The following is a 13678-nucleotide window of genomic DNA, read 5'->3' on the forward strand; positions in this document are numbered from 1 at the left end:
AAACGCCGTGCAGGAAGGCGCCACAACGCTCTGCGCGCGGTGCCTCCACGCTCTGTCGTGTGGCGTCTTGCGGAAGGTCGCCTCGACAATGCGCCTCCACGCTTTGCCGTGTGGCGCCCTGCGGAGAGGTGCCTCGACACCCGCCCGGGAGGCGCCTCAATGCCCTGCTGGGTGCGCCTTACCGCCGGCCGGCAGGCGCCTCGACACCCTCGAGGAAGGCGCCTCGCATACGGAAGTGCCTGAACGGCCGTTAAGGGCCGGGCTTGACAGCGGGTTAGAGTTGCGAGGTGACGGTAGATCAGCAGCAGCGTCCTGGACCACCGGCTCCGCGCCGGCGTTCTCGCCGGGACGAGATCCTCGAGATCGCGGTCGGCCTCTTCGCTGCCCGGGGATATCACGGCGTGTCGATGGACGACATCGGCTCGGCGGCGGGTGTCACCGGCCCGGCGCTCTACCACCACTTCGCCGGCAAGGAAGCCATGCTCGTGGCCGCCCTCATCCCGGTGAGCGAGAGCCTGCTGCACGGCGGCAAGGACCGGGTCGCCCGTCATCCCGATGACGCGCGCGCCGCGCTCGCCGACCTGATCGAGTTCCATGTCGAGTTCGCGTTGGCGCATCCGGCGGTGATCGCCCTGCACCTGCACGAGCTCGACCGGCTGCCCGAGGAGCCGCGCCGGCAGATCCGCCGCCTGCAGCGTCTCTATGTCGAGGAGTGGGTCGCCGTGCTGGCCAAGCTGCGTCCCGAGCTGGACGCGGGCGAGGCTCGCGTGCTCGCCCACTCCGCCTTCGGCCTGATGAACTCGACGCCTTTCCTCGGCGGCGAGGTGGACCGGCGCCGGCGGGCGGTACTGCTGCGCGAGGCCACCATGCATGCCCTGATCGGCCGCTGACCGGGCCCGGCCGGTGTGGCCGGGGTGAGATCACGGCGAGGGTTCGGACGGCAAGACACGGCCGAGCAAGCCGAAAGCCCCCGAAAAGCCGGACAAACCCGAAAAGGCCGAGCGGACCGAGAAGGCGAACACCCGCAAGGCGAAGAGGCCGGGGAAGGTCGGGAAGACGCGGAGGAACCCGGGAAGGCCAACAAGACCCCGAGCAAGGCAGAGGAAGCCGGGAAAGCCAGGAAGACCCCGAGCACCGCCGGGGAAAGGCCGAGGGCGGGCAAGGCCACGGAAGGCCCGAACCACCCCCAGCCGTCGCAAGATCCCTTCAGGTAGAGAACAAGAGAAAGAGCGAAATGATCGAGTCGCTGCTCATCGCCAACCGGGGCGAGATTGCCCGCCGGATCATCCGTACCGCCAAGCGGCTGGGGATCCGGTCGATCGCGGTCTACTCCGAGGCGGACGCGGGCATGCCGTTCGTCACCGAGGCGGACGAGGCGGTGTGCGTCGGGCCGGCCAACCCCGCCGAGAGCTACCGCAACACCGAGGCCATCCTCGCCGCCGCCAAGTCGACGGGTGCGCAGGCCATCCACCCCGGCTACGGCTTCCTGAGCGAGAACGCCGACTTCGCCCGTACGGTCGAAGCCAACGGCCTGGTGTGGGTCGGACCGTCCGCCGACGCGATCACCGCGATGGGCGACAAGATCAATGCCCGGAACCTGATGGCGGCGGCCGGCGTGCCGGTCGCGCCCGGCACCCAGGACCCGGCGGCCTCCGCGGAGGCGGCGATCGAGGCGGCGACCGCGATCGGCTTCCCGGTGATGGTCAAGGCGGCCGCGGGCGGCGGCGGCATGGGCATGGCCGTCGCGAACGACGAGGCCGGCCTGCGCACCGAGTACGACAAGGTCCGCGGTTTCGCCGAGCGCATGTTCGGCGACGGCTCGGTGCTCATCGAGCGCTACTTCCCGCGGGTACGCCACGTCGAGGTGCAGATTCTTGGCCTGGCGGACGGCCGCGTGATCGCCCTCAGCGAGCGCGAGTGCTCGGTGCAGCGGCGCAACCAGAAGCTGGTCGAGGAGGCGCCGAGCCCGGCGGTCAGCCCCGAACTGCGCGCGCGTTTCCTGGCCGCGGCGGTGAAGGCGGGCGAGGCCGTGAACTACCGCAACGCCGGCACGGTCGAGTGCCTGCTCGACCCGACGACCGGCGAGTTCTTCTTCCTGGAGATGAACACGCGCCTGCAGGTCGAGCACCCGATCACCGAGCTCATCCACGGCATCGACCTGGTCGAGCAGCAGCTGCGGATCGCGTCCGGCGAGGCACCCACCTTCGACGTGGACGACCTCACGACGACCGGGCACGCGATCGAGCTGCGGGTCAACGCCGAGGACCCCAAGCGGTTCCTGCCGGGTCCCGGCAAGGTCAGCACGTGGGTGGAGCCGACCGGCGAGGGCGTCCGGGTGGACTCCGGCTATGCGGCCGACACCACCGTGACGCCGTTCTACGACTCGCTGATGGCGAAGCTGATCGTCTTCGGCGCCGACCGGGCGGACGCGATCGCCAAGGCGCGGACCGCGGTGGCCGGCTTCGAGATCGCCGGTCCCAAGAACAACCTGCCGTTCTTCGCCGAGCTGCTGGAGAACGACGAGTTCCTGTCCGGCGACTACGACACGGGCATCGTGTCGCGGATGCGCTGACCCGGGAGACGGAAGAGGGGATACAGAGATGACGACGGCGGTCTCGATCCGGGAAGTGGCTCCCCGCGACGGGCTCCAGAACGAGGAGCCCATCCCGACCGACGACAAGGTGCGGCTGATCGACGCCCTGTCCCGGACGGGAGTGAAGCGGATCGAGGCCGTCTCGTTCGTCCATCCCAAGGCCATCCCGCAGATGGCGGACGCCGACGAGGTGTGGGCGCGGGCCTGGCACAACCCGGACATCCGGTACTCCGCGCTCATCCCCAACACCCGCGGCGCCGAGCGGGCGATCAAGGCCGGCTTCGCGGAGATCGAGGTCGTGGTCTCCGCCAGCGACACGCACAACCGCCGCAATCTCAACCGCTCGACCGAGGAGTCGCTCGACGACATCGCCGCGCTCATCCCGCTGGTCCATGAGGCCGGGGCGACGCTCGAGGTGATCGTCGCGACGAGCTTCGGCTGCCCGTTCGAGGGCGACATCGACCCCGACCGGGTGGCGGCCATGGTGGAGCGGGTCCGCGCCGACGGCGCGGACCGCGTCGCGTTCGGCGACACCACCGGCATGGCGACTCCGCGCCGGGTCCGTGACCTGCTTTCGGCCGTACGCCCGGAGCTGCTCCACTTCCACGACACCCGGGGTACGGGGCTGGCGAACGTCCTGACCGCCCTGGAGCTCGGCGTGACCGAGTTCGACGCGAGCGTCGGCGGGATCGGTGGCTGCCCGTACGCGCCCGGCGCCTCCGGGAACATCGCGACCGAGGAGGTCGTGCACATGCTGGAGGACATGGGCATCGCCACCGGTATCGACCTGGAATCCCTGATCAACGTGGCGGAGATGGCCGAGGGTCTGCTGGGTCGCACCCTGCCGTCCGGCGTTCTCCGGGCCGGGCCGCGTACCAGATTGGTCTGATCACCGGACGCCTTTCTGCAAATCCACCGGAAAACGTCCGATCGATTTTCTCCATTCGTCCGCGTGACCCTGACTGTGTCGCTTCGTTACCAATACCGAGTGGCCGATCAATCGGCCGCCGGTCACGAGTCGACGACGAGGGGCGGGACCAATGACGGGGTGGGGGGTCGAGCGCAGTCCGCGCCCGGCACGCCGTCCGTCGGCCGTCTTGTCCACCGGCCCCGCGCTCATGCCGCCCCACAGCCAGGGGGCGGAGCGGCGACGGGGACGGTCCGGATCCCGGTGGGGTCTGCGCGCACTGGTCGTCGGCGGTCTCGCCGGTGCGGCCTGGCTGCTCTCCGGAGCCGCCGCCCACGCCGCCGACCGTGACCCGGCGACCGACGTGCTCTCGACCGGTTCGTCGCTGCTCGGCGCCGTGGTTCACGGCGGCGGTGCGGACGCGCCGGTGGCCGACCGGGTCCTGAAGGCGGCCGCGAAGCCGTTCGAATCCGGCGGCGGACGCACCGGGTCCCGCCCCGGCGGGCTGCTCACGCAGCCGGCGCGCGACCTCGGCACGGCGACCGTGATCCACCGGCTCGTGGGTACGGTCGGCGAGGTCACGCAGGTCGGCAAGGACACGGGCACCGCCCTGGGCGGGGTCGACCGTGTCGTCCGGGGCATCACCGCCCCCGTTCGCCTCACCGGCGAGGCGGTGGACACCGGTCCGCTCGCCCCGGTGACCGCTCCGGTGACCGATCTGCTGCGCGACGTGGCGGAACCGGAGCCGGCGGCACCACAGCGGGACCGTCCGGAGCCGGACGCGGGCGCCACGACGCCCGGCTCCGCGCTCTCGGATCCGGTCGTCACGGCACCGGCAGCCGGCGTGCCCGGCCCGGACGTGGCCACGAGCGAGAAGAAGTCCGCGCCGGTCCACCCGGTGGATCTGGTGCGGCACAAGGTGGGAAAGACCGTCACGGCCGGTGCGCCGGCGACGGTACGCGAAACACCCGATGGTGACGGACCCGCACCGCTGCGGGTTCACCTCGGGGCAGCGAACGGGATCCCGAACTCCGGATCGGGAACCGTGACGGACGGTGGTCCCTCAGCGGCCGTCCTTCCGTCAGCGGTCGCGGACAGCACGACGGCGTGCCGCCGGCTGTCGATCACGACCGATGTCGAGGTCCGGCGCCACGACGCCGAGGCACCGACCGTCTCACCTGACTAGTGGCGGCACGCCGGGCGCGGTAGCGCCCCAGGCGATGAGGCCCGATTCCTGGAACCGTTTGCGAACAAGCGGCGAATCATCACCAGGCCCGGGCCGTCACACAACCGCGAGCGAAAGCGTCGGTCCCTGTGAATGGGCGCACGTCGACGAGCGGGGTCAGGGCAGCCGATAAACAGCCAGGGCACCGCTGCGCCCGGAAGCACCATTCAATTGAATACGCGACTCACCATTTCTGACAATTTTCGAAAGGCTCTTCTCTCCATGAAGACTTGGGTTCGTAAGACTCTGAGCGTCGGTGTCCTGGCCGCGGGCGCCCTGCTGCTGGCCCCGGCCGCTGCGCACGCCGACCAGAACAGCTCGGGCAACGTCGGCATCGCCAACGGCACGCAGGTGCTCACCCGGGTGGCCGTGCCGCTGAACGTGGTGGGCAACTCGATCGGCGTCGCCGGTGAGTCGAACGCCGCGGGTCAGGGCATCAACTTTGTCGAGAGCGGCAAGCACGGCAAGGGCGGCAAGTACTCGCAGAACAGCCACGGCAACGTGGGTGTGCTGAACGGTACGCAGATCCTCGTCCCGGTCACCGTGCCGGTGAACGTGGTGGGCAACGCGGTCTCCGTCCTGGGCGTGGCGAACGCGGCCGGCACCGGCGTCAACAAGACCGAGAGCACCAGGACCGAGCACACCAAGATCGACCAGGACTCGTCCGGCAACGTCGGCATCGCCAACGGCACCCAGATCGCCGCGCCGATCGACGTGCCGATCAACGTCTGCGGCAACTCGCTGGCGGTCCTGGGCCTGGCCAACTCGCAGGCGGCCTGCATGAACGGCGGCCGGCACACCGAGGGCATCCGGCAGGACAGCTCGGGCAACATCGGTGCCCTGAACGGCACGCAGGTCGCGCTCCCGGTCCACGTGCCGCTGAACGTGACCGGCAACGCGGTCTCGGTGCTGGGCGTGGCGAACGCGGCCGGCGCGTCGCAGAACGAGTCGGGCCACCAGGGTGGCGGCATCAAGCAGGACAGCAGCGGCAACGTCGGCCTGCTGAACGGCACGCAGATCGCCGCCCCGATCACCGTCCCGATCAACATCTGCGGCAACGCGCTCGCCGTGCTCGGTGCGGCCGACGCGGCGGCCGCCTGCTCGAACGGCACCGGCGGCAACGGCGGCAACAACGGCGGCGACGACAACGACGGTGACGGCGGCAACGACGGGGACAACGACGGCGACAACGACGGCGGCTACCCCGGCGACGACGACGACGTCGCGGGCGACGGCGGCTCGATGGGCAACGACGACGACGCCTACGGCGACGCGCCGCGCAAGGCCCACAAAGCCGAGACCACGGCCGTCGACGGCCTCACCCAGAGCCTGAGCAACGCCGGTGGCGTCAACCTGGGCGGCCTCGAGGTCTCGAAGCTGCTCAAGTAAGACCCCGCATGACCCGGGTCACGCCGGTCCCGGGCGTGGCCCGAGCGGCGCCATCCGGCGCCGAGCAGGGAAGAAACCGGTGCTCCTCCACAGCACCGGCACCATCGGACGGGAGTCCTCGCAGCCGCGGGGGCTCCCGTTCGCGTTCGCGGGCCTGACCTGCCGATCATGGCGACGGGTCACGCCCTGGTCCCAGAGTCTGGAATGCGCTAGCCTAACGATCGTTCAGGACGGAACGAGGGGGCTACGTGGCATTCGACACCGAAGCGCTGGCGCAGGCGCGCAAGCGGGCGGCCGCGGGCGGCGCGGAGAAGTACCACGCCGCGAACGCCGCGAAGGGCAAGCTGTTCGCCCGGGAGCGGATCGCCCTGCTCGTCGACGACGGCTCCTTCGTCGAGGACGGGCTCTTCGCCAACAGCCTGGCCGAGGGACTCCCCGCGGACGGCGTGATCACCGGAAACGCCCGGATCGACGGGCGCGACGTGTGCATCATGGCGAACGACTCGACCGTGAAGGCGGGGTCGTGGGGCGCCCGTACGGTCGAAAAGATCATCCGCATCATCGAGCGCGCGTACGCGACCGGCGTACCCATGGTCTATCTCGTCGACTCCGCGGGTGCGCGCATCACCGACCAGGTCGACCTCTTCCCGGGCCGGCGCGGAGCCGGCAAGATCTTCCACAACCAGGTCAAGGCGTCCGGGTCGATCCCGCAGGTCTGCGCGCTCTTCGGGCCGTCCGCCGCCGGCGGCGCCTACATCCCGGCCTTCTGCGACGTGGTCGCCATGGTCGAGGGCAACGCCAGCATGTACCTGGGCTCCGACCGCATGGTCGAGATGGTCACGGGGGAGAAGACGACCCTCGAGGCGATGGGCGGCGCGCGGGTGCACTGCGCCGAGTCGGGCGTCGGCCACTTCCTCTGCAAGACCGAGCAGGAGGCCCTGGAGGCCGTCCGCTCGTACCTGTCGTATCTGCCGTCGAACTACACGCAGCAGCCCCCGGCCGCGGAGGCGGGCGCACCGGCCAAAGTGGATCTCGGCGCGCTGGTCCCGGAGAGCGAGCGGCAGGCGTTCGACATGCGCCGCTACATCAAGGGCATCGTCGACAAGGACTCGTTCTTCGAGATCCAGGCGCTGTGGGCCAAGGAGCTGACGGTCGGCTTCGCCCGGCTGGACGGCGAGGTCATCGGCGTCGTCGGCAACAACTCGATGTTCAAGGGCGGCGTGCTCTTCGTCGACTCGGCCGACAAGGCCAGCCGCTTCGTGCAGCTCTGCGACGCCTTCAACGTGCCGCTGCTCTTCCTCTCCGACGTGCCCGGCTTCATGGTCGGCTCGGCGGTGGAGAAGCAGGGCATCATCCGGCACGGCGCCAAGATGATCACCGCCATCTCCGAGGCCACCGTGCCCAAGATCTGCGTCGTGGTCCGCAAGGCGTACGGCGCCGGCCTGTACGCGATGGCCGGCCCCGGCTTCGAGCCGGACGCGACGATCGCCCTGCCCACCGCCAAGATCGCGGTGATGGGCGCCGAGGCGGCCGTGAACGCCGTCTACGCCAACAAGATCGCGGCGCTGCCCGAGGAGGACCGCGCCGCCTTCATCGCCGAGCGCCGCGCCGAGTACGAGCGCGACATCGACATCCTGCGCCTCGCCAGCGAGCTCGTGATCGACGCCATCGTCGAGCCGGGTGACCTGCGCGCCGAGCTCGTGCGGCGGTTCAGCGCCGCCCGCGGCAAGGACCGCACCTTCTCCCGTCGCCGCCACGGCGTCACGCCTGTCTAGTTCCACCGTCTCGAAGGGACACGCCATGGTCGACTTCCGGCTCAGCGAGGAGCAGGAGGCACTGCGCGACAGCGTCCGGGATTTCGCCCGCGAGCAGGTCGCGCCGGTGATCGCCGAGCACTACGAGCACAAGACCTTCCCGTACGACGTGATCCGGCAGATGGGCAAGATGGGCCTCTTCGGCCTGCCTTTCCCCGAGGAGCACGGCGGCATGGGCGGCGACTACTTCGCGCTCTGCCTGGCCCTCGAGGAGCTGGCCCGGGTCGACAGCAGCGTCGCGATCACCCTGGAGGCGGCCGTCTCGCTGGGTGCCATGCCGATCTACCGCTTCGGTACGGACGAGCAGAAGGCCCGCTGGCTCCCGCAACTCTGCAGCGGCGAGGCCCTGGCCGCGTTCGGCCTCACCGAGCCGGGCACGGGCTCGGACGCCGCCGGGACGACCACCCGGGCCGTGCTGGACGAGTCGACCGGCGAGTGGGTCATCAACGGCTCGAAGGCGTTCATCACCAACTCGGGCACCGACATCACCAGCCTGGTGACCGTCATGGCGGTGACCGGGACGCGGCCGGACGGCTCCAAGGAACTGTCCACCATCATCGTGCCGTCGGGCACCCCAGGCTTCACGGTCGCCCCCGGCTACTCCAAGGTCGGGTGGTGCGCGTCCGACACGCACGAGCTCGCGTTCGACGACGTCCGCGTGCCGGCGGCGAACCTGCTCGGCGAGCGGGGCCGGGGCTTCGCCCAGTTCCTGCGCATCCTCGACGAGGGCCGGATCGCGATCGCCGCCCTCTCGACCGGGCTGGCCCAGGGCTGCGTCGACGAGTCGGTGAAGTACGCCAGGGAGCGCCACGCGTTCGGCCAGCCGATCGGCAACTACCAGGCCGTCCAGTTCATGATCGCGGACATGGAGATGCGGGCGTACACCGCGCGGCTCGGCTACTACGACGCGGCGGCGCGCATGCTCGCCGGCGAGGACTTCAAGCGGTACGCGGCCGCCGCCAAGCTGAACGCCAGCAACGCGGCCATGGAGAACAGCCGGTGGGCCACCCAGGTGCACGGCGGCTACGGCTTCATGAACGAGTCCGCGGTCGGACGCTTCTACCGCGACGCCAAGATCCTCGAGGTCGGCGAGGGCACCTCCGAGGTGCAGCGCATGCTGATCGCCCGGGGGCTGGGACTGTAGGGCTTGGACTGTAGGGCCTGGACTCGGCCGGTCCGCCGCCGAACCGGCGGCGGTTGCGTCGGTTAGTCGACAATCGGGCGCATGAACTCGGCATTCATCGCCATGTCTGCCTAGGTTCGTCTTCATGACGTCCGATCACGGGGCGGGCCACGAAGGTCCGGGATTCGACGCCGTGCTGCGCAGCTACCGGCTGCGGGCGAAGCTGACCCAGGAAGAGCTCGCGGCGCGTGCGGCGGTCGGTGTGCGGACGGTCCGCGATCTGGAGCGGGGCCGGGCCTCCCGGCCGCAGCGCACCACGGCGGAGTTGCTCGCCGCCGCGCTGGGGCTGGCCGGGGCCGACCGGCTGGCCTTTCTCGCCGCCGCCCGCGGGCACTCCTCACAGCTGCAGGCCCCGCCGCGCTACGTACGGCTGCCGCCGGCGAGCGACCTGATCGGCCGGGACGACGACGTGGCCCAGCTGGTCACCCGGCTGTCCCGGCCGCACGGCGAGGGGTCCCGCGGCATCACGCTCGTCGGCCTGGCCGGGGTCGGCAAGACCAGCCTGGCGCTGACCGTCGCGCACCGGCTGACCGAGGCCTATCCGGGCGGCGTGGCCGGCGTCGTGGTCACCGACGGATCGACCGCGGGTGAGGTGCTCGGCGGCGTCGCCGCGGTCTTCGGGGTCGGCCGCCCCGACGATCTCGGCCCGCGTTTCGCCGGCCGCTCGGCACTGCTGCTCATCGACGCGGTCGACCGTGCGCCCGAGGCGCTCGCCGAGGCCCTCGGCCGGCTCCTGACCCAGCACCCGACGCTGCGCTTCCTGGCCACCGGGCGGCATCCCATCGGCCTGCCCTCCGAACGCGTCCAGCCGGTGGCGCCGCTGGTCGCCCCGCCGGCGGGCGCCGGGACGACCCTCGCCGAGGCGGCCGGCTACCCGGCCGTGGCGCTCTTCCTCCACCGGCTCGCCCAGGTCCGCGGCACACCCGTCGAGCCGCACGAGGTGGGCCCGCTGGTCGCGCTCGTCCGCCGCCTCGGCGGCCTGCCCATCGCCCTCGAGCTGGCGGCGGCCCGCGGCCGCGTGCTCACCGTCGCGGAGATCCTCGATCGGTACGGCGACCGCGTGCTCGACCTCTCCGGCCGCCCGGCCGGCGGCGTGGTGGCGGCCCGGGACCTGCAGGGCCGCCCGGCGGACACCGGCGTGGTCTCGGTCCGCGACGCCGTGGCGGCCAGCTACCGCCTGCTCTCCATCGCCGAGCGCAAGGCGCTGCACCGCCTCGCGACGTTCCGCCACCGGTGGTCGCTGGACCTGGCCGAGAAGATCATCGACCGCGACCCGTCGGTCGACGTGGTGCACCTGCTGGACCGCTTCCTCGAGCTCGGCCTGCTCAGCGCCCGCGGTGCCCGGGCCTTCCGGTTCCGGCTGCTCGACGTGGTGGGGGACTACGCCTGCGAGCAGGCGGCGGCCCTGGGCGACCTGCCGGCGGCGCGCCGGCGCCACGCCGAGGTGATGGCCGACCTGGCACTCTCCATCGCACCGGACCTCAAGGGACCGCATCTCGCGGAGGCCTCCGCCCGCCTCGACGACGTGTCGGGCGACCTCGGTGCGGCGCTCTCGTACGCGGCCAAGGAGGATCCGCACACGGCGCTGCGGCTGGCGGCCTGCCTGCCGCGCTGGTGGCGGTTCCGCGGCCGCGACGTGACGGGCCGGCAGTGGCTGCGGCGGCTGCTGGCCGACCCGCGTACGGCGGATGCCGACCCGGCCGTCCGGGCCTGGGCCAAGGTCGGGCTGGCCCAGCTCGCGCTGGAACACGGCTCGGGCGCCGAGGAGATCGGCTCGGCGCAGGCGGCCCTCGCCGAGTTCACCGCGCTCGACGACGTGGCCGGCCAGTTGATGGCCCACACCCAGCTGGCGGCGCTGTGGATGACGGCGCACGGCTACGACCGGGCCCGCGCCCACGGCGAGGCGGCACTGGAGCTGGCCCGGCGCAGCGGCCGGATCCGGGACATGGCGGTCGCCGAGAACAACCTCACCTGGCACGAGATCCGCGAGGGCGACCTGCCGGCGGCCCGCGCCCGGCTGGCCGAGGTCGACAAGCTGGCCAGCCGCTGCGGCGAGCACCGGCTCCGGGCCGTCGCCGTGGCCAACCTCGCCGAGGTGGAGCGCCTCGACGGCCGGTGCGAGGAGGCCGCCCGGCTGGGCCGGCACGCGATCGCGGAGCTGGAGGACGTCGGCGACCCGGGTCACCGCCGCCGCGTGCTGGCCACCATCGGGCTGGCGCTGGCGGAGGCCGGCCGCACCCGGGAGGCCGAGGGCGTCCTGGCGGAGCTGCGGCCGGCGGACGCGGGTGGGCCGGCGGACGGCCCGGCGGCCGTGGTGGAAGGCTCGCTGGCTCTGCTGCGGGGAGACGACCGGAAGGCGGCCGAGCTCTTCGAGGTCGCGGCGGCGGCGTACGAGGGAGGCCACGACCCCCGCGACACGGTGGAGGCGATGGTGGGTCTCATCCGGTGCACGCGGGAGGCCGAGCAGCGGGCCAAGATGGTGCACCGGCTGCGCGAGATGTGCCGTACGAGCGGAATTGCCCTGTTGCCCCGAGACCTCAAGCTGATCGGCGCGCCGGGGGAGTGAGCGATGCCACTGCCGGCAGCGATGCCACTGCCGGCAGCGATGCCACTGCCGGCAGCGATGCCTCTGCCGGCAGCGATGCTGTGCCGGCAGCGATGGAGGCGCGCGGGTGGCGTGGACGACCGGCGCTTTCCGTGCCCCCCACAACGCCGGCCGTCGCAACGCCCCGGTAACGCGGCGAGGACGATGACTCCCCCGTTGATCACGCCCCGGCCTCGGCCGCGCCGCGTCCCCCTGCGGAGATCACCCTAGCGGGGTAGACCTGGGGAAATGCGTAGATAGGCGGGATTCGACCCCGGGTGGTGACGGTTCTGCCGGTACTTCTGCCGGTTCCCGATCCGGTGTTGACGTGCAGGTAGTCGACGGCTCACCCTCCGTCGCGTAGTTCGTCCGTCAGCGCCCGGCCGGAGTCGGTTCGGGGTCGGTGGTGCCCGCCGTCGCGCACGGGTTGACCGCGTCGCGGATGATGCGCAGCGACTCGGTGAACGCGGCGAGTTGCTCCGGAGAGAGCTGCCCGATGAACCACCGCTGCATGAGCTCGAGGTGGCCGGGGAGGACGTCGTCCAGGCGGGCGAGGCCGGCGTCGGTGATCACCGCGTACGAGCTGCGGCGGTCGCTGGGGCAGGCCTCCCGGCGGACCAGGCCCTCGCGGTCCATGCGGTCCACGACGCGGGTGACGCCGCTCGTGGACAGGGAGGTCTGCCCGGCCAGGTCGGTCATCCGCAGCCGGTTCTCCGGGGACCGTGCGAGCCGCAGCAGCACCTCGAACTCGACCGACGAGAGCCGGTGCTGCTCGAACTGGGCGGCGAAGCGGTTGGTCAGGCCGGTGAAGGCCTCGGCGAAGAGACCGAAGGCCGTGAATCGGGGGTCGTCGAAGTTGGTTCCCACACCATCATCGTAGCAGCGTTCGCTTGACAGGAGGAATATTGCTTGGCATATAGTTGCTACGTCAGACAAATACTTGCTCAGCCTCCGAGAGGACACGTCATGACCGACACCGCCGCCACGGGTACCCGCGAGTTCCAGGGTCTCCAGATCCCGGCCGCCGGCACCTACGAGCTCGACGCCGCGCACAAGCGGGTCGGCTTCATGGTGCGCCACCTGATGGTCAGCAAGGTTCGCGGCAACTTCGCCGAGGCCGCCGCCACCATCACCATCGCCGAGAACCCGCTCGAGTCCTCGGTCACCGCGACCATCCAGACCGCCAGCGTGCAGACCGGCCAGGCCGACCGCGACAACCACCTGCGCACGGGCGACTTCTTCGAGGCGGAGAAGTACCCGACCATGGAGTTCCGCAGCACCGGCATCAAGTCGTTCGAGGGCAACGAGATCGTCCTCGACGGCGAGCTCACCATCAAGGACGTCACCAGGCCGGTCGAGCTCCTCGTGGAGTTCGAGGGTGCGACCGTCAGCCCGTACGGTCAGCAGGTCTTCGGCTTCAGCGCCACCACCGAGATCGACCGCGAGGACTGGGGCCTGACCTACAACATGGCGCTGGAGTCCGGCGGCGTCATGATCGGCAAGAAGGTCAAGATCGAGATCGAGGGCGAGGCCATCCGGCAGGCCTGAGCCCATGCCGGGGCGGAACGCCCCGGATCTCCGCCGGCCCCGACGGCACGCCGGGGCGCAACGCCCCGGATCTCCGCCAGTCCCGAACCCGCGCCGGTCAAGTGAATGCCCCGGCGATGAGCTACGCGGAGTCGCTGACGAAAGGCGCCACCCGATGCGGGCGGCGCCTTTCGCGCGTCCGCGCCCGCCTGAGCCTCGATCCCCGCCTCGCAGGTCCCGCCGGTCCCGCAAGTCCCGCCGGTCCCGCCTGTCCCGCCAAGTGGGCGATCACCCGCTTTGCGGCGATCCCCGGCGATGCGCGCCGTAACCGGTTTCGGTACCTCGATCACCCCCGCCCGGTCCCGTGCCGCACGGGTTTCCCGATCCCCAGGCACCCCCTGCGACCAGCGTCTTAGCCCTTACCGCACCACCTTGTGGCACACCGGTGGCGGTAGG

General features: G+C 71.4%; 10 protein-coding genes. 9 read left to right on the forward strand and 1 reads right to left on the reverse strand.

Annotation, left to right across the window (positions count from 1 at the left end; translation table 11 throughout):
• Positions 1-287 precede the first annotated feature (287 nt).
• From IEY99_RS06605 to IEY99_RS06640, 8 genes are all read left to right on the forward strand, one after another.
• Entirely contained in the window at positions 288-890 is a 603-nt protein-coding gene (locus IEY99_RS06605; RefSeq protein ID WP_189200202.1) for a TetR/AcrR family transcriptional regulator, read from the forward strand.
• Positions 891-1234: 344 nt separating this feature from the next.
• The gene (locus IEY99_RS06610; protein WP_189200204.1) at positions 1235-2572 is read left to right on the forward strand and encodes an acetyl-CoA carboxylase biotin carboxylase subunit; all 1338 of its coding nucleotides are present in this window, start codon (positions 1235-1237) and stop codon (positions 2570-2572) included.
• 28 nt (positions 2573-2600) lie between these two features.
• Entirely contained in the window at positions 2601-3482 is an 882-nt protein-coding gene (locus IEY99_RS06615) for a hydroxymethylglutaryl-CoA lyase (RefSeq protein ID WP_189200206.1), read from the forward strand.
• Between the two features lie 208 nt (positions 3483-3690).
• Entirely contained in the window at positions 3691-4686 is a 996-nt protein-coding gene (locus tag IEY99_RS06620; protein ID WP_189200207.1) for a hypothetical protein, read from the forward strand.
• A gap of 261 nt (positions 4687-4947) precedes the next feature.
• Complete coding sequence (locus IEY99_RS06625) at positions 4948-6114, forward strand: chaplin family protein (protein ID WP_189200209.1); 1167 nt, start codon at positions 4948-4950, stop codon at positions 6112-6114.
• Between the two features lie 248 nt (positions 6115-6362).
• The gene (locus tag IEY99_RS06630) at positions 6363-7889 is read left to right on the forward strand and encodes an acyl-CoA carboxylase subunit beta (RefSeq protein WP_189200211.1); all 1527 of its coding nucleotides are present in this window, start codon (positions 6363-6365) and stop codon (positions 7887-7889) included.
• 25 nt (positions 7890-7914) lie between these two features.
• Entirely contained in the window at positions 7915-9072 is a 1158-nt protein-coding gene (locus IEY99_RS06635; RefSeq protein ID WP_189200213.1) for an acyl-CoA dehydrogenase family protein, read from the forward strand.
• Between the two features lie 124 nt (positions 9073-9196).
• Complete coding sequence (locus IEY99_RS06640; RefSeq protein ID WP_189200215.1) at positions 9197-11677, forward strand: ATP-binding protein; 2481 nt, start codon at positions 9197-9199, stop codon at positions 11675-11677.
• A 390-nt stretch (positions 11678-12067) separates the two neighbouring features.
• On the opposite strand, the gene IEY99_RS06645 is transcribed toward IEY99_RS06640, so the two are convergent.
• A complete protein-coding gene (locus tag IEY99_RS06645) occupies positions 12068-12562 on the reverse strand; it encodes a MarR family winged helix-turn-helix transcriptional regulator (protein WP_189200217.1) in 495 nt (164 codons plus the stop codon).
• Between the two features lie 99 nt (positions 12563-12661).
• Between IEY99_RS06645 and IEY99_RS06650 the strand changes: the two genes are divergently transcribed.
• Complete coding sequence (locus IEY99_RS06650; protein WP_189200219.1) at positions 12662-13243, forward strand: YceI family protein; 582 nt, start codon at positions 12662-12664, stop codon at positions 13241-13243.
• The last annotated feature ends 435 nt before the right edge of the window (positions 13244-13678 follow it).

It is taken from the genome of Couchioplanes azureus, from assembly GCF_014648355.1.
Classification (GTDB): domain Bacteria; phylum Actinomycetota; class Actinomycetes; order Mycobacteriales; family Micromonosporaceae; genus Actinoplanes; species Actinoplanes azureus.